The organism is Roseovarius sp. PS-C2 (genome assembly GCF_018862045.1).
In the GTDB taxonomy this organism is placed as follows: Bacteria; Pseudomonadota; Alphaproteobacteria; order Rhodobacterales; family Rhodobacteraceae; genus Roseovarius.
On the sequence record NZ_JAHKSQ010000002.1, the window covers coordinates 91,417 to 112,373 of the forward strand.

Sequence of the window (20,957 nt, forward strand, 5' to 3'; positions counted from 1 at the left end):
GCAACGCGTTAGTTGCCGGTGAGGTGGTGAATAAGGTGTTGCGTCCCCTTCGTGATTGCGACTGCAATTATTATTGATTGACGGGTCAATTAAACACGAATACTCCGGTCTGGCAACCAATGATGGAGGCCGCGGTGCCAAAGGTCGGAATGGAGCCCATACGCCGCTCGGCGCTGGTGGAGGCGACGATCCACGAAATCGGCGCGCGTGGCACTCTGGATGTGACGGTCAGCCAGATCGCACGGCGCGCCGGTGTGTCCAGCGCCCTTGCGCATCACTATTTCGGCTCCAAGGAACAGATTTTCGCCGCCGCCATGCGCCATATCCTGACGCTTTACGGGGCCGAGGTGCGTGGCGCGCTGATCATGGCGAAAACCCCGCGTGAGCGGGTCGAGGCGATCATTCGCGCCAGTTTCGGCCCCGCACAGTTCCGCACGGAAATGGTGTCGGCCTGGCTGAATTTCTATGTGCAGGCGCAGAAATCCGACGAGGCGCGGCGGTTGCTGCATATCTATCAGCGGCGGTTGCGTTCGAACCTGCACCATGCCTTGCGGCAGGTGCTGCCGGTCCACGCCTCGGACCTGACGCGCGGTCTGGCGGCCATGATCGATGGGCTTTACATCCGCCAGGCGCTGAGGATCGACCCGATCGAGCCGGAGCGCGCGATCGAAGTACTGATGCACTATCTCGAAATTTCCCTTAAAGCGGAGGCTGGCCAGTGACGCGCCCGAATATCCTGATTCTGATGGTCGACCAGTTGAACGGAACGCTGTTCCCGGATGGCCCGACCGAATGGCTGCACGTCCCCAACCTGAGAAAGCTGGCCGCGCGCTCGACCCGGTTTGCCAATGCCTATACGGCCAGTCCCCTGTGCGCGCCGGGGCGGGCGAGCTTCATGTCGGGGCTGCTGCCGTCGCGCAGCCGGGTCTATGACAACGCCGCCGAGTTCTGCGCTGATGTACCCACCTATGCTCACCACCTGCGGCGCGCGGGATACCAGACCTGCCTGTCGGGCAAGATGCACTTCGTCGGCCCCGACCAGTTGCACGGGTTCGAGGAACGCCTGACCACCGATATCTACCCCGCCGATTTCGGCTGGACCCCGGATTACCGCAAGCCGGGCGAGCGGATCGACTGGTGGTATCACAACATGGGCAGCGTCACGGGGGCGGGCGTGGCCGAGATTTCCAACCAGATGGAGTATGACGACGAGGTCGCCTATAACGCCACGCGCAAGATTTACGATCTGGGGCGCGGCCATGACGCGCGACCGTGGTGCCTGACCGTCAGCTTCACCCACCCGCACGATCCTTATGTGGCGCGGCGGAAATACTGGGATCTTTACGAGGATTGCGAGCATCTGCTGCCCGACGTGCCGGCGATGGCGTATGAGGATCACGACCCGCATTCCAAGCGGATTTTCGATGCGAATGACTGGCGCTCGTTCGATATCACCGACGAGGATATCCGCCGCTCGCGCCGGGCCTATTTCGCCAATGTCTCGTATCTGGACGACAAGATCGGGCAGATCATGGAGGCCCTCGAAGGGACGCGGCAGCAGGACGATACCATCGTGCTGTTCGTGTCGGATCATGGCGACATGCTGGGCGAGCGGGGCCTGTGGTTCAAGATGTCCTTCTACGAGGGCTCGTCGCGGGTGCCGCTGATGGTGGCTGCGCCGGGGATGGAGCCCGGTCTGGTCACCGATCCGGTCAGCAATATCGACGTGTGCCCCACGCTGTGCGATCTGGCGGGCGTGTCGATGGACGAGGTCGCGCCGTGGACCGAGGGGCATTCGCTGGTGCCTCTCGGGCAGGGGCGCCCACGCTCTGCGCCGGTGGCGATGGAGTATGCTGCGGAAGCCTCCTATGCGCCGATGGTTTGCCTGCGCGAGGGCAAGTGGAAATTCACCCGCTGTGCGCTGGACCCCGATCAGCTTTTCGATCTCGAGACCGACCCGAAGGAGCTGACCAACCTGGCCGGTGATCCGGCACATGCCGAAACGCTGAGCTATTTCAGCGATATGGCCGATGCGCGCTGGAACCTCGATCGGTTCGACGCCGAGGTGCGTGAAAGTCAGGCGCGCCGGTGGATCGTTTACGAGGCGCTGCGCAAGGGCGGGTATTACCCGTGGGATTACCAGCCGCTTCAAAAGGCCAGCGAACGCTACATGCGCAATCACATGGACCTCAACGATGTCGAGGAAAACCAGCGTTTCCCGCGTGGCGAATAGCCCGTTCACCGTTCCCCAAATACTCCCGCCGGAGGCGACATGACCTATGACACCCAACCCAAGGCCAGCCATTTCGTGAATGGGGCTTATCTTGAAGATACCGGCGGCGCAGCGATGGAGGTGATCTATCCCGCGACCGGAGAGGTGATCGCCAGGCTGCACGAGGCCACCGCGGACGTGATCGAACAGGCCATCACCGGCGCGCAGGCGGCGCAGGTGGAATGGGCGAAACTGTCGGGGATGGAGCGGGGCCGGGTGCTGCGCCGGGCCGCCGACCTGATGTGCGAACGCAATCACGACCTGTCGGTTCTGGAAACCCGTGACACCGGCAAACCGTTGCAGGAAACGCTGGTGGCGGATGCCAGCAGCGGGGCGGATGCGCTGGAATATTTCGGCGGGCTGGCGGCCAGTCTGACGGGCGAGCATATCCCGCTGCCGGGGGGGGACTGGGCCTATACCATGCGCGAACCGCTTGGCGTGTGTGTCGGGCTGGGGGCGTGGAATTATCCGACGCAGATCGCCTGCTGGAAGGCCGCGCCCGCGCTGGCCTGCGGCAATGCGATGGTGTTCAAGCCGTCCGAAACCACGCCCTTGTCGGCATTGAAAGTGGCCGAAATCCTGATCGAGGCGGGCGCGCCGGCGGGGCTGTTCAACGTGGTGCAGGGGGCGGGCGCCGTGGGCGGGCCGCTGGTGAGCGATCCGCGTATCGCCAAGGTCTCGCTGACCGGATCGGTGCCGACGGGCCGCAAGGTTTATGCGGCTGCGGCGGAGGGCATGAAGCATGTCACGATGGAACTGGGCGGCAAATCCCCCCTGATCGTGTTCGACGATGCGTCCATCGAGGACGCGGTTTCCGGTGCCATCCTGGGCAATTTCTATTCCTCCGGGCAGGTCTGTTCCAACGGGACGCGGGTGTTCGTGCAGCGCGATATCAAGGAAGCGTTTCTCGAACGGCTCGCCGAACGCACCGCCCAGGCGGTGATTGGCGATCCGCTGGACGAGGCCACGAATTTCGGCCCGATGGTCAGCGAGGGGCAGTTGCAGATCGTGCTGAACTATATCGAGGCGGGCAAGGCCGAAGGCGCGCGGCTGATCTGCGGCGGCGAGCGGATCGACCGGGCCGGTGCGTGGATCGAACCCACGGTTTTTGCAGATGTCACCGACGACATGACCATCGCGCGCGAGGAAATCTTCGGCCCGGTGCTGAGCGTTCTGGATTTCGAGGACGAAGACGAGGTGATCGCCCGTGCCAATGCCACGGAATACGGGCTGTCGGCAGGGGTTTATACGCGCGATCTGCAGCGCGGGCATCGGGTGATCGGGCAGTTGCAGGCGGGCAGTTGTTTCCTGAACTCCTACAACGACGCGCCGGTCGAGGTGCCCTTTGGCGGGGTCAAGGCCTCGGGGGTGGGGCGCGAGAACTCGAAGGCGGCGATCGAACATTACAGCCAGCTCAAGTCGGTTTACGTGCGCATGGGTGAAACCGAAGCGCCGTTCTGAGGATCTGTTTTCAAGGGAATATGACATGGAAGCGGATTATGTCATCGTCGGGGCCGGAAGCGCGGGTTGCGCCATGGCCTATCGTCTGAGCGAGGCGGGCAAATCGGTCTTGGTGATCGAGCATGGCGGCACCGATGCGGGGCCGTTCATCCAGATGCCCGGTGCGCTGAGTTATCCGATGAACATGAAACGCTACGACTGGGGCTATCGCAGCGAACCGGAACCGCATCTTGGCGGTCGGCGGCTGGTTTGCCCGCGGGGCAAGGTGATTGGCGGCTCAAGCAGCATCAACGGCATGGTTTATGTACGTGGGCATGCCTGCGATTACGATCACTGGCGCGATCAGGGGGCCGATGGCTGGGGCTATTCCGACGTGCTGCCCTATTTCAAGCGGATGGAGCACTGGCACGATGGCGGTCATGGCGGCGATCCCGACTGGCGTGGAAACGACGGGCCGTTGCATGTGTCGCGCGGGGGGATGGCCAACCCGCTGACACGCGCCTTTATCGCCGCAGGCGGGCAGGCGGGGTATGAGTTGACCGATGATTACAACGGCGAAAAGCAGGAAGGGTTCGGCCCCTTCGACATGACCGTCTGGAACGGGCGGCGCTGGTCGGCGGCCAACGCCTATTTGCGCCCGGCGCTGAGGCGTGACAATTGCGATCTGGTGCGCGCTTTGGCGCAGAAAGTCGTGATCGAAGAGGGGCGCGCGGTTGGGGTCGAAGTGCTTCGCAGGGGGCGGCGGGAGGTGGTGCGCGCGCGCTCCGAAGTGATCCTTGCCGCTTCGTCGATCAACTCGCCCAAGCTTCTGATGCTGTCGGGGATCGGTCCGGCGGCGCATCTGGCGGAGCATGAAATCGATGTGGTGGCGGACCGCCCCGGCGTGGGCGGGAACCTGCAGGACCATCTTGAACTCTATATCCAGATGGCGGCGAGCCAGCCGGTGAGCCTTTACAAGTACTGGAACCTGCCGGGCAAGGCCTGGGTCGGGGCGCAGTGGCTTTTCGGTAAACGCGGCCCCGGTGCCTCGAACCAGTTCGAAAGCTGCGGTTTCATCCGCTCGGCCGCCGGGGTTGAGTATCCCGACATCCAGTTCCATTTCCTGCCGATTGCCGTGCGGTATGACGGACAGGCGGCGGCCGAAGGGCACGGATTTCAGGCGCATGTCGGGCCGATGCGCAGTGTCTCGCGCGGGCGTATTTCGTTGCGCAGTGCGACTCCGGGTGACGATCCGGTGATCCGGTTCAATTACATGAGCGACGAAAGCGATTGGCGCGATTTCCGCAAGTGCATTCGCCTGACCCGCGAGATTTTCGAACAGGAGGCCTTCGCGCCTTATCGACGTCATGAAATCCAGCCGGGCGGCGATGTGCAAAGCGACGATGAACTCGACGGTTTCATCCGCGAACATGCCGAAAGCGCCTATCATCCGTGCGGCACCTGCCGGATGGGGCGTCCGGACGATGCGGATTCGGTGGTGGACAGCGAGGCCCGCGTGATCGGCGTGGACCGCCTGCGTGTGGCCGACAGCAGTATTTTTCCGCGAATCACGAACGGGAATCTCAACGCGCCGTCGATCATGGTGGGGGAAAAGGTGGCGGCGCATGTGCTGGGGCAGGGTATGCTGCCCCCCGACAATGCGCAGCCCTGGATTCATCCCGGCTGCCGCGAGGCGCAGCGATGAATCCTGCACAAGAGAGAGTCTGGGCTGCCTTTCTTTTGATCCGTGTCAAAGACGCATTCGGGTTCACGTCTTAGAATCGATATAAGGAATGGAAAGGAACGCTGCGACATGTCTCATACCCCCCATGAATTGCATGAGGAATTCCCCGAACTGGTTGGCAAAATCACCGAACTGAAACAGTCGGATCAGCATTTTGCGCGGTTGGCTGAGGAGTATCATGAAGTCAACCGTGCGGTTCATCGCGCCGAAACCAATGTGGAGCCGGTACAGGAACTGGTTGAGGTCGAGATGCGCAAGAAACGCGCCTCGCTCAAGGATGAACTGTATCGTCTGCTGACAGCTTAAAGCGGCTTTTTACCAGTGACTGGTTGAGTTGACGGCGGTCGGGTTTAACCCGCCGCCGTTTTTAATGCGCAGGTGTCAGCCCACCTTGTAGGGCAGCACGTCGCGCTCGTCGGGGGTGACTTGCAAACGGCGCTCCAGTGGCGGAACCGAGCGTTGGTGGCAGTCCGTGCGTTCGCAGATCCGGCAGGAAATTCCGATAGGTTCGAATGCGCGGGCATTGGTCGGGTCCAGATCGTCGGCATAGACGAGGGCATCGGCGTGTTTCACCTCGCATCCCAGAGAGATGGCGAAGCGCCGCACGGGGGCGCCGAAACTGCCGCCCGGCTTGCTGACATCGCGTGCAAGGCTGATATAGCGCACGCCATCGGGCGTTTCGGCCAGTTGCCGCAGGAACCGCCCCGGCGTTTCAAACGCGCGGTGCACGTTCCACAGCGGGCAGGCCCCGCCGAAACGGGCGAATTGCAGCCGCGTGGCCGAGTGCCGTTTGGTGATCGTGCCGGCCTGATCGACCCGCACGAAGAAGAACGGGATGCCCTTGGCCCCCGGACGTTGCAGGGTCGACAGGCGGTGGCAGACCTGTTCGATCGAAGCGCCGAAGCGATTGGCGAGGATTTCCAGATCGTGACGCGTATCCTGAGCCGCCTGAAGAAAGGCGCCGTATGGCATTTGCGCCGCCCCGGCAAAGTAGTTGGCGAGCCCGATCTTGGCGATCGCGCGGGCGGCGTCGGATTGAAACCGCGCCAGATCGAGCGTGGCCTCCAGCAGTTTGTCCTGTGTCAGAAGGGCCAGTTGCAACAGCATCTGGAAGGTGCGGGTTTCCGGCTCGGCCCGAGAGGACAGGTGCAGGGTTTTCGTTCCACGGTCGAAATGGCGCAGTTTGCCGCTGTCCGATCCGGCTATGGTGATGCCGAGGCTGGCGAGCTTGTCGGCGGCGTGGTCGCTGATCGTACGGCCGGGCGCTGCAGAGGTGGCAAAGCGTTCGGCGGCGTGATCGACGGCATCTATATAATTGTCGCAATAATGAAAGAAGTCGCGCACCTCGTCCCAGGGGCTTGGTTGGGTGCGCGCGTCTTCGCGGCCCAACGCCTCGTCGAGGCTGGCCAGGCGCTCGTGCGTTTGCCGGTAGGCGCGGTGCAGTTCCAGAAATGCGCGCGCAAAGGCCGGAGCATTCGACGCCGTCAGCCGCAGGTCGGCCAGTGGCGGCGGATCGTCGGCGAAAACCGGATCGGCCAGCGCTTCGCGCATGTCGCTGACCATGCGTTCGGCATCGCCGGTGGAAAGCTCGGTTACGTCAAAGCCGAACTCCTGCGCCAGGGCCAGAACCACGGTGGTGCTGACCGGGCGGTTGTTGTTTTCCATCTGGTTCAGATAGGGCAGGGACACGCCCAGCTTGACGGCGAAATCCTTTTGCGTCAGGCCGAGCCGCTGGCGCGTTTCGCGCAGCTTGGCCCCGGCATAAAGCTTTTGGGTGGGCATGGGCGTGGTCCGGATTTGCAGATTTGCGTTTCCGGAATGGTATGTTTGCAAAGCGGGCGGCGCAAGTGCCGGATCAGCGGAGCGGCCCCGGTGTGCAATCGTCCCCGCGAAAGCAACTGTGGACCTTTTCAAGCGCCGCATCGGACGGGTTGGCAAACCCGAATCCGCCGCAGGGCGTGAGGCTGAGAAGGTAGCCGTCAGCCCCTTTTTTCAAGAAGGCCAGATATTCCGTGCCCGATGCCGCGCCCGCGCACCAGGGTCCGAAACATTGGGCGTTGAGCGTGATTTCGCGGTTGAAGGGGATCGTAAAGCCGTCAAACGACATGGCCTTGCCGTCGATCCGTGCCGGAATCAGCGTATCGGGCGGTGTTGCTTGCTGATTGGCCATGTCCGTCTTGGGCAAGCGGGATTCGTCGAAATCCAGCCGCCCATGCACAACGATATAGGCCTCTTCGGCGTCGGCGGCTTCCTGATAGGTGCGCGCCACGTCGGGGCGCATGCAGCTGAGCGCGAAGGCCGGGCCCGACAGTGCAATCAAAAGGGATATGCCAAGCGCGCGGATCAAAGCCGGTCTCCGAACTCGGCCATGACCCGTTCATAGACGGTGCGTTTGAACGGCACGATATTGGCGATCAGTTCAGCCGGGTCCAGCCAGCGCCATTCCGAAAACTCGGGGTGTTCGGTTTCTATGTTCACGTCCGAATCCTGCCCGTGAAAGCGCAGCAGGAACCATTTCTGTTCCTGTCCCTTGTAGCGCCCCTTCCAGATACGCGGCACGATGTCGTGCGGCAGCTCATAAGGAATCCAGCCCTCGGTTTCGGTTTCGACCGTGACCAGATCGGCGGGGACGCCGGTTTCTTCCCAAAGTTCGCGCAGGGCCGCATCGCGGGGGGCTTCGCCGGGGTCGATGCCGCCCTGGGGCATTTGCCAGGCGGTGATGTCCTGATCTATCCGCTGGCCGACAAAAACGCGCCCCTCGGCATTGGCCAGCATCACGCCGACACAAGGACGATAGGGCAGTTTGGCGATATCTTCGGGGGTCATTTGTGTTCCGGAACCTTATCCAGAGCTGAAATACACTGCGCCGCCCGCATGGGCGGCGCAGTCGGTGCACACGATTATTTTGCCGGTGAAAGGGCCGTCAGGCCGGTCAGGATATCAATGGCGTAGGCCAGTTGGTAATCCTCTTCGCGCAGCTTGGCGGTTTCTTCGGCATGGGCGCGTTCTTCTTCGATCTGACGAATCTCGTCTTCGGAGAGACTGTCATTGTCGAGGCTTCCGCGCAGGTCGGCTTCGAAACGACCGGTCGGGCCGTTATCCTCTTCCTCGGTCTCCGGTGCGCGGCGCGGTTGTTCGACGACGATATCGGGCGAAATGCCGAGGGCCTGGATCGAACGGCCCGACGGGGTATAGTAGCGTGCGGTCGTCAGGCGCATGGCGCCGTCGCCGCGCAGGGGCATGACCGTCTGGACCGAGCCCTTGCCGAAACTCTTCGTGCCGACGACAATCGCGCGGCGGTGGTCCTGCAACGCGCCGGTCACGATCTCCGAGGCCGAGGCCGAACCGCCATTGATCAGAACGACGATTGGTTTGCCATCGGTCAGGTCGCCCGGCGTGGCGTTGAAGCGTTCGCCGTCTTCGGGATTGCGGCCACGGGTGCTGACGATCTCGCCTTTTTCGAGGAACGCGTCGGAGACCTTGATCGCCTGCGTTAGCAGGCCGCCCGGGTTGTTGCGCAGGTCCAGAACGATCCCGCTAACATTTTCGGCGCCGCCAGCGGCTTCGAATTGCTCGGCAAGGCCGTTTTCGAGATTCTTGAAGGTCTGGTCGTTGAAGGTGGTGACCCGCAGGACCACGGTGTTGCGCTCGGTCCGGGCGCGCACGGCCGTCAGTTTGATCGTATCGCGAATGATCGACACGTCGAACGGCTCGGTTTCGCCTTCGCGTGCGATGGTAATGACGATCTCGCTGCCGACAGGGCCGCGCATCAGGTCCACGGCTTCGTCCAAGGTCAGGCCGAGGACGCTTTCGCCATCGACATGGGTGATGAAATCGCCGGCTTCGACCCCGGCATTGTCCGCCGGTGTGCCATCAATCGGCGAGACGACCTTGACGAACCCTTCTTCCTGCGTGACCTCGATCCCGAGGCCGCCGAATTCGCCGCGCGTCTGAACGCGCATGTCGGCGGCGTCGTCGGGGGACATGTAGCTGGAATGCGGGTCCAGCGACGTCAGCATGCCATTGATGGCGGCCTCGATCAGGTCGGCCTCGTCGACCTCTTCCACATATTGCGAGCGAATCCGCTCGAAGATATCGCCAAACAAGTCCAGCTGCTCGTAAACATTGACGTTTTTCGTGGCCTCTTGCGCCAGAAGCGGCGCCGCCACCTGCGTGGTCACCACGACACCGGCCAGAGTTCCGGCGGCTGCGGCCATCAGGAATTTCTTCATTGGTCAGTCATCCTTGTCTGTCCTGAACCACTCCAGCGGATCGACCGGAGTATTGTCTTCTCTGAGCTCTATATAGAGCGTTTCGGTTTGTCTGGCACCCGTCTCTGTGCCCGTGCCGGTCTGAACCACGTCATCACCGGCCCCGGCCCCGCCCATCAGCCCCACGGGGCTGCCGCCCGGCAGAACCTGCCCTGTCTCACCATAGACCACGTCCAAGCCCGCCAGCACCAGCAAAATTCCGGTCTGCGGTTCCAGAATAATCACGTTTCCGTAATCCAGAAGCGGGCCGCGGTAACGCACCGTGGCGGCGGCGGGGGTGGTGACGAGCGCGCGCGGGCGGGCGGCCATGACGATTCCGGGGCGGGCGATACCGGCGGCATCCTCTTCGCCCGCGCGCCGCAGGATACGGCCCTGCACGGGCAGGGGCAGGTCGCCCTTACGCCCGGCGATGCCCGGCAGACTGCCGGGGGCCTCGTCCACGGCGATCTGACTGAGGCCGCTGGCGAAACCCTCGAGGGTTTCGGTCGAGGCGATCAGCAGTGCCGTCTTGACCGCGTCTTCGGTAAAGCGGCGCGGCAGGTCGGTGCGGTCGGCGATGGCCTGGCTGAGGGCCGTGCGGGCCTTTTGTGCGCCGTCGAGCCCCTCTTGCAACCTGCTGGCGGCGCTTTGTTGCAGCGCGCGCAATACGCTGACCTCTTCCAGGGTGTCGCGCAAATCCTGAGCGCGCTCATCCAGCGCGGGGGCCACATCGGCCAGGATCATGGCCGAGCGGGCGGTGCCCACCGGCCCCGACGGGTGCAGCAAGAGAACGGGGGCGGGCGTATCCCCGATGCCCATCAGGACACCCAGGAACTGCGCCACCTCATCCTCGCGCGATTGCAATTCGCGGCTGAGGGTCTGTTCGCGGATCGCGGCGCGGCGCAGCCCCTCGCGCATGGCCTGAAGGCCGTCTTCGTAGGCGTGGACGGTTTCGGACAGGGCCTTGACCCGGTTGCGCGCGCTTTTGGCGCCACTCAGCATTTCGCCCGCGCGGGCAAGGCGGTCGGCGGCGGCCCGCGCATCGGCGGCGGGATCGGGGCTTTGGGCCAGGGCCGTGGCCGCCCACAGGCAGGACGATATGACCGCCGCCGCCAGTCTCATGCGATCAGGCTTTCTCCGGTCATTTCGCCGGGTTGCGGCAATCCCATCAGCTCCAGCAGGGTCGGGGCCAGATCGGCCAGCCGTCCCGGTTTGAGTTGGACATCATCAGGGCCACCCACCAGAATGACCGGAACCGGGTTCAGCGTATGCGCCGTATGCGGGCCGCCGGTTTCGGGATCGACCATGACCTCGCAATTTCCGTGGTCGGCGGTGACGATCATCGCGCCGCCTTTTTTCTCAAGCGCGTCAATCACTTGCCCCAACCCCTTGTCGACGGCTTCGCAGGCGGTCATGGCGGCGCGCAGATCGCCGGTATGACCGACCATGTCGGGGTTGGCGTAGTTCACCACGATCAGATCATAGCCCTCCTCGATGGCGGCGACGAAATGCTGCGTGACCTCGTCGGCGCTCATTTCGGGCTGGAGGTCGTAGGTCGCGACCTTGGGCGAGGGGGCCATGTAGCGATCTTCGCCGGGTTCGGGCTCTTCCTTGCCGCCGTTCAGGAAAAAGGTGACATGCGGATATTTCTCGGTTTCGGCCAGATGAAATTGCCGTTTCCCGTGTTTGGCCACCCATTCGCCGAGGGTGTTGACGATTTCCCGTGCGGGAAAGACCGTGTCCATATAGGCGTTGTGGGCGTCGGAATATTCCACCATGCCAAGCAGGCCGGCCCATTCGGGGCGCGCGCCCGTTTCAAAGGCGTCAAACGCCGGATCGCCAATGGCCGCAAGAATTTCACGTGATCTATCTGCCCGGAAATTAAGGCAAAAATAGCCGTCCCCGTCCCTTGCCCCGGTATAGTCGCCGATCACCGTGGGGGTCACGAATTCGTCGGTTTCGGACCGGGCATAGGCGTTGGTCACGGCGATGCGGGCGGTTTTGGCGCGGGGGGCCTTGGCGTGGATCATCGCCTCGAAGGCCTCTTGCACGCGGTCCCAGCGATTGTCGCGATCCATGGCGAAATAGCGCCCGCAGACGGTAGCGACAGTTATATTGCTGGTGCCGTGCAGGGCCTCTTCAAGCCGTTCGAGATAGCCGCGTGCGGATTTGGGCAGCACGTCGCGCCCGTCGGTTATGGCATGCAGCGCCACGGGCACGCCGGCATCGGCGATGACGCGCGCGGCGGCGAGAACGTGATCGAGATGCCCGTGCACTCCGCCGTCCGAGATCACCCCCATCAGATGCGCCGTGCCGCCGGTGGATTTCAGACCTGCAATGAAATCCTGTAACGGCTTGTTTTTGCTGAAACTTCCGTCCTCTATCGCAAGGTCGATCTGGCCCAGGTCCATCGCCACCACGCGGCCCGCGCCGATATTGGTATGGCCCACTTCGGAATTGCCCATCTGCCCCGAGGGCAGGCCCACATCCGGGCCGTGGGTGATCAGGGTGGCATGCGGGCAGGTGGACCAGATCCGGTCGAAATTCGGGGTGTCGGCCAGCGCCGGGGCGTTGGCGGCGGTTTGCTCGGACAGGCCCCAGCCATCGAGAATGCACAAGACAACGGGGATCGGGGTGGTCATGGTCTGCTCCTGCCTGGTTGGGGGCGTTCTAGCGTCTTGCGGCGGCGGGGTGAAGCGTTGAAACGGGCCGTATCGCGCGAATCGGGGGCAAGCCCTTGGTTAACAAGCGAAACCCCTGTTCGGCATCGTGTCGGTATGACGTCGGTATCGTGTCGGTACGGGGCGCCGGCCGGGACGAGGTTAACGATGCGCGCGCCCAAATGCGGGCGGAACGGTGGCAATGCCGCGCTGCCGCGGCTTGACTCCCCGCCGCCTGCGCCGCATGAAGCCCCCGGACGCCAAGCAGCGGAGGGCCCATGGCCAGCGAAGCCAAATCCAAAAGCGCAATCTGGGAAACCGTCAAGACGGTCTTCTGGGCCCTGGTGCTCGCGGGAATTTTCCGCACCATCTTTTTCCAGCCCTTCTGGATTCCGTCCGGGTCGATGAAGGACACGTTGCTGATCGGGGATTTCCTGTTCGTCAACAAGATGGCCTATGGCTATTCCTATGCGTCCTGCCCCTCGGTCAGGATTCCGGCGGTGGGCCTCGATATCGACGCGCAGGATATCTGCGGGTTTCTGGACGGCGACAACAGCCGCCTGATGGGGGCCGAGCCCGAGCGCGGCGACATCATCGTGTTCCGTCATCCGGTTTCCGGAGCGGATTTCATCAAGCGCCTGATCGGCCTGCCCGGCGACACGGTGCAGATGCGCGGCGGGGTTTTGTATCTGAATGGCGAGCCGGTCGAGGTGGAACCGGCGGGCACCTTCGAAGAGGAATTCGCGCCGCAAGGGCCGATGGGTATCCGGCCGCGCTGTGAAAACGGGGTGGTCGGCATGGGTGGCACCTGCATCAAGTCGCGTTTTGTCGAAACGCTGCCGGGCGGAAGATCGCACAGTATCCTGAATATCGGCCCGCAACGGTCGGACGATACGGGGGTCTATACGGTTCCCGAAGGGCATTATTTCTTCATGGGAGACAACCGCGACAATTCCACCGACTCGCGCTTTCCGCAGGCGGTGGGCGGTGTCGGCTTCGTTCCTTACGAAAACCTGATCGGGCGCGCCGGACGGGTTCTGTTCTCGTCAGCCGGGCGTTCGATGCTGTTCTTCTGGACATGGCGCGGCGACCGCTTCTTCGAGAAGCTCGACTGAGGCCGGGACGATGAAACTGTCGGGTGAGTTGAAAGCGTTCGAGGGGCGGTTGGGCCATCGTTTCGCGCAGCCCGCGCTTCTGGTGCGGGCGGTGACGCATTCCTCGATGGTCTCGCCCACGCGCGACGACAACCAGCGGCTGGAATTTCTGGGCGACCGGGTGCTGGGGCTGGTGATGGCCGAGGCATTGCTGGAACGCGATCCGTCGGCGGAAGAGGGGCAACTGGCCCCGCGGTTCAATGCCCTTGTGCGCAAGGAAGCCTGCGCCGATGTGGCGCGCGAGATCGACCTGGGGGCTGTTCTGAAACTGGGTCGCTCCGAGATGCTGTCGGGCGGACGGCGCAAACAGGCGCTGTTGGGCGATGCGATGGAGGCGGTGATCGCCGCCGTGTATCGCGATGCGGGATTCGAGGCGGCGAAGCAGATGGTGCTGCGCCTGTGGGGCAGCCGGATCGACAAGGTCAAGGACGATGCCCGCGACGCCAAGACCGCGTTGCAGGAATGGGCGCAGGCGCGCGGCCTGCCACCGCCCGCCTATGTGGAAATCGCCCGGTCGGGGCCGGATCACGCGCCGAAATTCACCATCGAGGCGCGGTTGGAGAACGGCGCGTGCGAAAGCGCGCAGGCCGGATCGAAACGTCAGGCCGAGCAGGCTGCGGCCAAGGCGCTGCTGGCGCGGGTCGAGGCGGGCTGAGGTTCTGCAGGTAAAATGTGCGCTGCACGCGCAGGATCGTTTGTAGAGGGGTTTCACCCCTCAAACTCCCTAGGATATTTTCGGCAAGAAGAAGAGGGGTTCTGGCGATGGGCCCGGTTTTGGGCTAGGGCAGTGGGATCGACAGACGGGAACAGCAGATCATGACCACACGCGCCGGATTCATTGCCCTGATCGGGGAGCCCAATGCGGGCAAGTCCACCTTGCTCAATCGTATGGTGGGCGCGAAGGTGAGCATCGTCACCCACAAGGTGCAGACGACGCGCGCGCGCATTCGCGGCGTGGCGATGGAGGGGGACAGCCAGCTGGTGTTTGTCGACACGCCCGGCCTGTTCCGCCCGCGCCGCCGCCTTGACCGGGCGATGGTGGCCGCCGCCTGGGGCGGGGCCGCGGATGCCGATATCATCGTTCTGCTGATCGAGGCGCATCGCGGTATCACCGAAGGGGTGGAGCGGATTCTGGAAGGTCTGGGCGAGGTCGCGAAGGGCCGCAAGGTGGCGCTTGCGATCAACAAGATCGACCGGGTGAAATCCGAGGTGTTGCTGGGCCTGTCGGCGGAGTTGAATGAACGGTTCGGGTTCGAGCGGACCTTCATGATTTCCGCCGAGAAGGGGCACGGGGTGGACGATCTGCGCCAGTGGCTGGCCGGTGAGTTGCCCGAGGGGCCGTGGCTGTATCCCGAGGATCAGATCGCCGACCTGCCGATGCGGATGATCGCCGCCGAGATGACCCGTGAAAAGCTGACGCTGCGCCTGCATCAGGAATTGCCCTATCAGCTGACGGTCGAGACCGAAGCCTGGGAAGAGCGCAAGGACGGGTCGGCCAGGATCGACCAGATCGTCTATGTCGCGCGGGACGGTCACAAGGGGATCATCCTTGGCAAGGGCGGCGAGACGATCAAGGCGGTCGGCAAGGCCGCGCGCGAGGAGCTGGAAGAGTTTCTTGGCCGCAAGGTGCATCTGTTCCTGCAGGTCAAGGTGCGGCCCGGATGGCTGGAGGAATCCGAGCGGTATTCCGAGATGGGGCTGGATTTCCGCGACGGGAACGACTGACCGTGGCGCGGCTGACCGCGGAGTTCTGGGTGCAGGCCTATCTGGCGCGGCTGCGGCTGGCCGATATCCCGGCTTTCGTGACGGCCCATGGCGATGACACGGCGGGCGCGGTTCTGGTCAAGCTGAACACGCTGGACGGGCAGGCGCGGGTGTTTCAGCGCGGTTTCGACCTGATGAGCGGGGCGCGGCACTGGGCGGTGCTGGCCGAGGGCGATGAGCGCGCGGTGGACGAGGCGATTGCGCGGCAGCGCGGGTTCGATCCCGATCTGTGGGTGATCGAGGTCGAGGATCGGGAGGGGCGTCATTTGCTGGATCAGGACGGGTTGAGCGACTGAGCCGTTGACAGGTGTCAACGGCCTGCGCGGGGAGGATGCGGGTATCGGTGCGCCAGGGATACCGACGGATCGCGCCGAGACGGGCTTGGCTCGGGCTGCGATCTGGTGTCAGATGGCGAAAGACGGCGCAGGAGCGGTTCATGGAATGGCGCGATCAGGGGATCTTGCTGTCGGCCCGGACGCATGGCGAGACATCGGCGATCATCGAGGTGTTCACCCCCGCGCAGGGGCGGCACGCGGGTGTCGTGCGCGGGGGCACGTCGCGCAAGCTGGCGCCGGTCTTGCAGCCGGGTGCGCAGCTCGATCTGGCGTGGCGGGCGCGGCTGGAGGATCATATCGGCACGTTCACGGTGGAGCCCGTGCGCTCGCGCGCGGCGGCGTCGATGGGCGACCGGATGGCGCTTGCCGGGCTGAATGCGGTTTGTGCCTTGCTGATGTTCTGCCTGCCCGAGCGGGAGGCGCATCGGCGGCTATACGACAGGACCGAACAGTTGCTGGACCTTCTGGGACAGTCGGACATCTGGCCGCTGGCCTATCTCAACTGGGAACTGGCATTGCTGGAGGATATGGGGTTCGGTCTGGATCTGGGCAGTTGCGCGGTGATGGGAGCGCAGGCCAATGACCTGAGCTATGTGTCGCCGCGCACCGGGCGGGCGGTGTCGCGTGCCGGTGCGGGAGAGTGGGCGGACCGGCTGTTGCCGTTGCCACCCTGTCTGCTGGGCGCGGGGCCGGCGCCGGATGCCGAGGTGCTGGAGGGGCTCAGGGTGACGGGGCATTTCCTGCACAACCATCTGGCGCCGGAGATGGGGCACAAGCCCCTGCCTGCCGCGCGCCAGAGGTTCGTCGACCGTTTTTGCGCCATGACCGGCCTTGCGGGAGCGCATCCGGCCCGCGAATGATGCATGTCGCCCGCCCTTGGGGCGAAGGCATGTCAGGCGCTGGACCAGGGGAGTTTGCTGCCGCTCGATTCCTGCCGGGGTGTCAGGCCAAAGGCGGCGCGGTAGCTTTTGGAAAAATGCGAGGGCGATTGGAAGCCGCAGGCGATGGCCACGTCGATGACGGGCAGGTTGGTCTGCATCAGCAACTGCCGGGCTTTTTCCAGCCGCAGCTGGAAATAGTATTTCCTGGGAGAGGTGCTCAGGTATCTGGCAAAGAGCCGTTCCAGTTGCCGTGTGGAAAGTTCGACATACGCCGCGATTTCCTGGGGTGAAATCGGGTCTTCCAGATTGGCCTCCATCAGTTCCACGGCCTGGGCCAGTTTGAGATGCCTTATGCCGGTCTTGTTCAGGACCGAGATGCGCTGTGCGTGTTCGGTGCTGCGCGGCATGGTATAGATCATCTGGTCGGCCACCCATCCGGCCAGGTCCTCGCCGTAATCGCGGAAGATGCGGTGCAGCATCAGGTCCATCGATGCGGCCCCGCCCGCGCAGGTGAAGATCGTGCCGTCTTCGGTAAAGATGTTGTCGACCAGTTTGACCTGGGCCATCATCTCGGACAGCGAGGCGTGATATTCCCAGTGTGTCGTGACCTGCTTTTCGCTGAGCAACCCGGCCTTGCCCAGGGTGTAGACCGCCGAGGAGATCGCGCCGATGGTGACACCGCGGCGTGCCTCGCGGCGCAGCCAGTTGATCACCGGAACGGTGGTGGCCCTGGCGATCCGTTCGCCCCCCACGACCACCAGCACATCATCGTGCCTGAGCGGAACCAGCCCGGCATCGCAGGGAACATGAAAGCCGTTCCACCCTACGGCGTGGGTTTCGCGTTCGTGCAGGATTTTCCAGCTATAGCAGGTGGCATCGGAGTGGTAGCGGTTGGCATGGGCCAGCGTTTCGACCGCACAGTGAAACCCGAGTGGCGAAAACCCGTCGAGCAGCAGAAAGACATAGTTTTTCGGGGTCACGTCTTGGGACATAAGCAGGCACCGTGCAGAAACTGGCGCGCAGGGTGGCGATCGGATGGGGCATTCCGCCGCAAGGCGCGACCGGGTCTGCCTATCATTCATGGGCGAGATCGCGTGTCACTTTTGCGTCACGAAAAGCGACAGTCTCCGACATTTGGCGGGGATCACCCTGACGATAGCGGGATCAGCGCAGGGCCAGAACCAGATCGACGAGCGAGCCGATGGCGTCGCGATTATGGCCGGGGCGATCCTGTTCCAGCCCCGCCATGCCGATCCCGGCGGCGCAGATGATGCGCGCCATTTCCGGGTTGCGGATGCCGGTGTCCGACAGAAGGTGCTGCGCGAGGGTCAGCCAATAGGCATCGACGCGCGCCACCGTTTGCGCCGCGCCGTCATGGCCTGCCGCCCAGGCCCGGATCGCGGGTTCGGCGGGAATGTCACGGGACGGGTCAGCGATGATCTGAGCAAGGGCACGCAGCTTGCCGACCGGGTTTTCCTGCGTGGCAAGGGCCGCGTCGGTTTCGGCGATGACTCGGACTTCCCATGTTTCCAGCAATGCGGCGTGGTAATCCGGGACATCCTTGAAATGCCAATAGAACGATCCCTTGGTCGTTCCCAGCCTGCGGGCCAGTGGTTCGGCCTTCAGGGCGTCGGGGCCGCTTTGGGTCAAGGCTTCGAACCCGGCGCTCAGCCAGTCATGCCGGTCGAGTCGTTTCGCTGCGGCGTTCATGGCGCAAGGATACGCTCGCGTGTGTGGGCCATGCAAGCGCGGCGTTGTCACGTCCCGTCGAGCGCCATGCCCGGCCGGCGCGACCAGGGTGCGCAAGGCCGGCATTTTGCCGTTGCGTGCGGGCAAACGCGTCGGTTTTGCGCGTTCTTGTGTCGGCTGGACTCTGCGCAGGTCAACAGGCCTGATAAACAGGGATGAACCGGGTACCAAGGAGTCGCACCCCATGAAGACCAACGTCAAAGCGCTTATCGTCGGTGGCGGCGCCATCGGCACCTCGATCGCCTATCATCTGGCCAGGTTCGGCTGGGACGATGTCATGCTGCTGGAGCGGGACGAACTGACGAGCGGCTCTACCTGGCACGCGGCCGGTCTGCTGCCGCTGTTCAACATGTCCTATGCGGTGACGCATATCCATGATTACTCGGTCAAGTTCTACAAGACGCTGGAAGAAGAGACCGGGCTGAACGCCGGGTTTTCCGTGGTGGGCAACCTGCGCATGGCGCAGACGCAGGAGCGTATGGACGAATACATGGTCTATGCCTCGACCGCCGAAACCGTGGGCGTGCCCTTTGAATGGCTGACCCCGGCGCAGATCAAGGAGCGCTGGCCGCTGGTCAATTGCGACGACCTGAAGGGCGCGATCTATCACCCGACGGACGGCTATATCAACCCGGCGGACGTGACCATGGCGATGGCCAAGGGCGCGCGTCAGCGCGGTGTCATGATCGAGCGCAAGTGGCAGGCCGACGCCTATCACTGGAACGGCGAAGCGTGGGAAGTGACCTGCACCAAGATGGTGGAAAAGGGCGGCAATCTCGTGCCCTCGGACGAGCAGATTGTCATCACCGCCGAGCATGTCGTGACCGCCACGGGCAACCACGCGCAGCGCACCGCGCGCCTGTTGGGGATCAAGACCCCGGCGATTCCGGTGGAACACCAGTTCATCGTGACCGAACCCGACCCCGCGCTGGTGGACTACCGCAAGGACGGGAACCCCGAGCATCCGGTGCTGCGCGATGCCGACGCCAAGTGGTACGTCCGCGAAGAGCGCGGCGGTTGGATCCTGGGCCCCTATGAGCGCAACGCGCCTGCGCGGTTCGAATACGGTGTGCCCGACAGTTTCCGCGCCGACCTGTTCCCGCTGGATCTGGAGCGGATCGAAGAGGAATACATGAGCATGATCCACCGGATTCCGTCGTCGGAAACCGTGGGTCTGAAGGACGATTTCAACGGGCCGATCTGCTATACGCCCGATGGCAACCCGCTAGTCGGCCCGGCGCCGGGCTTGCGGAACATGTGGCTGGCCGAAGGGTTCAGCTTTGGCATCACCGCCGCGGGCGGCACCGGCTATTACATGGCGCAGATGATGGTCGAGGGCGAGGCCGAGATCGACATGGCGTCGCTCGATCCCAAGCGGTTCGGCAGCTGGATGACCACCGAATGGGCCGCGCGCAAGGACGAAGAGGCCTATGAGCACGTCTACATCCTGCACCACCCGGACGAAGAGCGCGAAGCCTGCCGCCCGCTGCGCACCGCGCCCAGCTATGACCGTCTGAAGGCGCGCGGCGCGCAGTTCGGCGTGGTCAACGGGTTCGAGCGGCCCAACTATTACGGCCCCGTCGATGCGCCTGCGGATTTCGACCACAATGCGCGCAGTTTCCGGCGTGGTGGCTGGTGGAAATATGCCGTGGACGAGGCCAGGGCCGTGCGCGAGGGTGTGGGCCTGATCGACGCGTCGGCCTTTACCAAACACACGGTCAAGGGGCCGGGCGCGACGGCGTTCCTGGATTGGTTCACCTGCAACAAGCTGCCCAAGGTCGGGCGTATCAACCTGACCTATGCGCTGACCAGCGCCGGAACCACGCGCACGGAATATACCATCGTGCGGCTGGCCGAGGACAGATATTACCTCGTGTCCGCCGGTGCGCTGACCGATTACGACGGCGATTACCTGCGCAAATGCGCCGAGGACAAGGCGGCGGAGTTCGGCTATATCGCGATCGAGGACGTGACCACGCAATGGGGCGTGTTCGCCATTGCCGGGCCGAAAGCGCGCGATGTTCTGAAAGAGGTCATCAAGGATGCCGAGCCCGGCACCGCGCTGTCGAACAAGCGTTTCCCGTGGCTGAGCCAGCGTGACATCGAGCTGGGCATGTGCCCGGTGCGCGCGATCCGTGTGGCCTATACCGGCGAGCTGGGATGGGAGTTGCATCACCCGATCGAGATGCAGAACTATCTGTTCGACCTGCTGGAAGAGGCAGGCAAAAAGCATGACATGAAGCTGGTGGGGGTGCGCGCGCAGAACTGGCTGCGTCAGGAGAAATCCTATCGCGCCTTCGGCAACGAGCTGGGCCGCGATGCGACTCCGCTTGAGGCCGATCTGCCGCGCTTTGTGGACCAGTCCAAGGAGTTTCAGGGCAAGGACGCCATGAACGATCTGGGCGTGCGGTTCAAATGCGTGACGGTCCTGATCGACGGGCCGGACGATGCCGATCCCTGGGGCGCCGAGGCGCTGTATGATGGTGATACGCGGGTGGGCCGCCTGACATCGGGCGGGTATTCCGTGGCGTTCGGCAAATCCATCGGCATGGGCTATGTCAGCCCTGACAAGGCCGAGCCCGGCACGAAACTGAAGGTGAAGATCCTCAACGCGCTTTGGGATGCCGAAGTGACCGAGGACAGCCCCTATGATCCGAAGAACGAAGTGATCCGGGTTGACGGATAAAACGGATCGGGCCGGGCCATGT

General features: G+C 63.7%; 19 protein-coding genes. 11 read left to right on the top strand and 8 right to left on the bottom strand.

Annotated features, from left to right (window positions below):
- Positions 1–149 precede the first annotated feature (149 nt).
- The 5 genes from betI (at position 150) to KPG71_RS03800 (ending at position 5,762) form a co-directional block, all read left to right on the top strand.
- Entirely contained in the window at positions 150–722 is a 573-nt protein-coding gene (gene betI, locus KPG71_RS03780) for a transcriptional regulator BetI (RefSeq protein ID WP_143163257.1), read from the top strand.
- A complete protein-coding gene (betC, locus tag KPG71_RS03785; protein WP_216336808.1) occupies positions 719–2,233 on the top strand; it encodes a choline-sulfatase in 1,515 nt (504 codons plus the stop codon). Before betI ends, betC begins: the two co-directional genes overlap by 4 nt.
- Positions 2,234–2,272: 39 nt before the next feature.
- On the top strand, positions 2,273–3,733 hold the full coding sequence (gene betB / locus KPG71_RS03790; protein ID WP_216336809.1) for a betaine-aldehyde dehydrogenase: 1,461 nt from the start codon (positions 2,273–2,275) through the stop codon (positions 3,731–3,733).
- 25 nt (positions 3,734–3,758) lie between these two features.
- A complete protein-coding gene (betA, locus tag KPG71_RS03795; RefSeq protein WP_216336810.1) occupies positions 3,759–5,417 on the top strand; it encodes a choline dehydrogenase in 1,659 nt (552 codons plus the stop codon).
- Positions 5,418–5,525: 108 nt separating this feature from the next.
- A complete protein-coding gene (locus tag KPG71_RS03800) occupies positions 5,526–5,762 on the top strand; it encodes a YdcH family protein (RefSeq protein WP_216336811.1) in 237 nt (78 codons plus the stop codon).
- Positions 5,763–5,837: 75 nt separating this feature from the next.
- On the opposite strand, the gene KPG71_RS03805 is transcribed toward KPG71_RS03800, so the two are convergent.
- From KPG71_RS03805 to gpmI, 6 genes are all read right to left on the bottom strand, one after another.
- Positions 5,838–7,238, bottom strand: a complete 1,401-nt coding sequence (locus KPG71_RS03805) for a short-chain fatty acyl-CoA regulator family protein (protein WP_216336812.1) — start codon at positions 7,236–7,238, stop codon at positions 5,838–5,840.
- 73 nt (positions 7,239–7,311) lie between these two features.
- A complete protein-coding gene (locus KPG71_RS03810; RefSeq protein ID WP_253196087.1) occupies positions 7,312–7,737 on the bottom strand; it encodes a hypothetical protein in 426 nt (141 codons plus the stop codon).
- Between the two features lie 62 nt (positions 7,738–7,799).
- A complete protein-coding gene (locus tag KPG71_RS03815; protein WP_216336814.1) occupies positions 7,800–8,282 on the bottom strand; it encodes an RNA pyrophosphohydrolase in 483 nt (160 codons plus the stop codon).
- 74 nt (positions 8,283–8,356) lie between these two features.
- A complete protein-coding gene (locus tag KPG71_RS03820) occupies positions 8,357–9,688 on the bottom strand; it encodes a S41 family peptidase (protein WP_216336815.1) in 1,332 nt (443 codons plus the stop codon).
- 3 nt (positions 9,689–9,691) lie between these two features.
- Positions 9,692–10,828, bottom strand: a complete 1,137-nt coding sequence (locus KPG71_RS03825; protein ID WP_216336816.1) for a murein hydrolase activator EnvC — start codon at positions 10,826–10,828, stop codon at positions 9,692–9,694.
- Positions 10,825–12,348, bottom strand: a complete 1,524-nt coding sequence (gene gpmI / locus KPG71_RS03830; protein ID WP_216336817.1) for a 2,3-bisphosphoglycerate-independent phosphoglycerate mutase — start codon at positions 12,346–12,348, stop codon at positions 10,825–10,827. Before gpmI ends, KPG71_RS03825 begins: the two co-directional genes overlap by 4 nt.
- Before the next feature lie 296 nt (positions 12,349–12,644).
- Here gpmI and lepB point away from each other — a divergent pair, with 296 nt between their 5' ends.
- The 5 genes from lepB to recO all read left to right on the top strand — a co-directional run bounded on the left by lepB (position 12,645) and on the right by recO (position 16,479).
- Positions 12,645–13,481 (top strand): signal peptidase I, encoded by an 837-nt coding sequence (gene lepB / locus KPG71_RS03835; protein WP_216336818.1) that lies wholly within the window; start codon positions 12,645–12,647, stop codon positions 13,479–13,481.
- A 10-nt stretch (positions 13,482–13,491) separates the two neighbouring features.
- A complete protein-coding gene (rnc, locus tag KPG71_RS03840) occupies positions 13,492–14,175 on the top strand; it encodes a ribonuclease III (RefSeq protein WP_216336819.1) in 684 nt (227 codons plus the stop codon).
- 161 nt (positions 14,176–14,336) lie between these two features.
- Complete coding sequence (era, locus tag KPG71_RS03845; protein WP_216336820.1) at positions 14,337–15,245, top strand: GTPase Era; 909 nt, start codon at positions 14,337–14,339, stop codon at positions 15,243–15,245.
- Positions 15,246–15,247: 2 nt separating this feature from the next.
- On the top strand, positions 15,248–15,580 hold the full coding sequence (locus KPG71_RS03850) for a DUF1491 family protein (RefSeq protein ID WP_216336821.1): 333 nt from the start codon (positions 15,248–15,250) through the stop codon (positions 15,578–15,580).
- A 140-nt stretch (positions 15,581–15,720) separates the two neighbouring features.
- Positions 15,721–16,479 carry a DNA repair protein RecO gene (recO, locus tag KPG71_RS03855; RefSeq protein WP_216336822.1) on the top strand — a complete coding sequence of 253 codons (759 nt, stop codon included), beginning with the start codon at positions 15,721–15,723 and terminating at the stop codon, positions 16,477–16,479.
- A gap of 32 nt (positions 16,480–16,511) precedes the next feature.
- Here the strand turns inward: recO and KPG71_RS03860 are convergent, their stop codons facing one another.
- Positions 16,512–17,492 carry a GlxA family transcriptional regulator gene (locus KPG71_RS03860; RefSeq protein WP_216336823.1) on the bottom strand — a complete coding sequence of 327 codons (981 nt, stop codon included), beginning with the start codon at positions 17,490–17,492 and terminating at the stop codon, positions 16,512–16,514.
- Positions 17,493–17,664: 172 nt separating this feature from the next.
- Entirely contained in the window at positions 17,665–18,210 is a 546-nt protein-coding gene (locus KPG71_RS03865) for a TetR/AcrR family transcriptional regulator (RefSeq protein ID WP_216336824.1), read from the bottom strand.
- Positions 18,211–18,433: 223 nt separating this feature from the next.
- Here KPG71_RS03865 and KPG71_RS03870 point away from each other — a divergent pair, with 223 nt between their 5' ends.
- Positions 18,434–20,935 carry an FAD-dependent oxidoreductase gene (locus tag KPG71_RS03870; RefSeq protein WP_216336825.1) on the top strand — a complete coding sequence of 834 codons (2,502 nt, stop codon included), beginning with the start codon at positions 18,434–18,436 and terminating at the stop codon, positions 20,933–20,935.
- Positions 20,936–20,957 lie beyond the last annotated feature (22 nt).

Bases quoted from the DNA above. Each gene is read 5' to 3' on its own strand.
- betI (WP_143163257.1), top strand. From the start codon at position 150: ATGGAGCCCATACGCCGCTCGGCGCTGGTGGAGGCGACGATCCACGAA.
- betB (WP_216336809.1), top strand. From the start codon at position 2,273: ATGACCTATGACACCCAACCCAAGGCCAGCCATTTCGTGAATGGGGCT.
- betA (WP_216336810.1), top strand. From the start codon at position 3,759: ATGGAAGCGGATTATGTCATCGTCGGGGCCGGAAGCGCGGGTTGCGCC.
- KPG71_RS03800 (WP_216336811.1), top strand. From the start codon at position 5,526: ATGTCTCATACCCCCCATGAATTGCATGAGGAATTCCCCGAACTGGTT.
- KPG71_RS03805 (WP_216336812.1), bottom strand. From the start codon at position 7,238: ATGCCCACCCAAAAGCTTTATGCCGGGGCCAAGCTGCGCGAAACGCGC.
- KPG71_RS03810 (WP_253196087.1), bottom strand. From the start codon at position 7,737: ATGCGCCCCGACGTGGCGCGCACCTATCAGGAAGCCGCCGACGCCGAA.
- KPG71_RS03815 (WP_216336814.1), bottom strand. From the start codon at position 8,282: ATGACCCCCGAAGATATCGCCAAACTGCCCTATCGTCCTTGTGTCGGC.
- KPG71_RS03820 (WP_216336815.1), bottom strand. From the start codon at position 9,688: ATGAAGAAATTCCTGATGGCCGCAGCCGCCGGAACTCTGGCCGGTGTC.
- KPG71_RS03825 (WP_216336816.1), bottom strand. From the start codon at position 10,828: ATGAGACTGGCGGCGGCGGTCATATCGTCCTGCCTGTGGGCGGCCACG.
- gpmI (WP_216336817.1), bottom strand. From the start codon at position 12,348: ATGACCACCCCGATCCCCGTTGTCTTGTGCATTCTCGATGGCTGGGGC.
- lepB (WP_216336818.1), top strand. From the start codon at position 12,645: ATGGCCAGCGAAGCCAAATCCAAAAGCGCAATCTGGGAAACCGTCAAG.
- rnc (WP_216336819.1), top strand. From the start codon at position 13,492: ATGAAACTGTCGGGTGAGTTGAAAGCGTTCGAGGGGCGGTTGGGCCAT.
- era (WP_216336820.1), top strand. From the start codon at position 14,337: ATGACCACACGCGCCGGATTCATTGCCCTGATCGGGGAGCCCAATGCG.
- recO (WP_216336822.1), top strand. From the start codon at position 15,721: ATGGAATGGCGCGATCAGGGGATCTTGCTGTCGGCCCGGACGCATGGC.
- KPG71_RS03860 (WP_216336823.1), bottom strand. From the start codon at position 17,492: ATGTCCCAAGACGTGACCCCGAAAAACTATGTCTTTCTGCTGCTCGAC.
- KPG71_RS03865 (WP_216336824.1), bottom strand. From the start codon at position 18,210: ATGAACGCCGCAGCGAAACGACTCGACCGGCATGACTGGCTGAGCGCC.
- KPG71_RS03870 (WP_216336825.1), top strand. From the start codon at position 18,434: ATGAAGACCAACGTCAAAGCGCTTATCGTCGGTGGCGGCGCCATCGGC.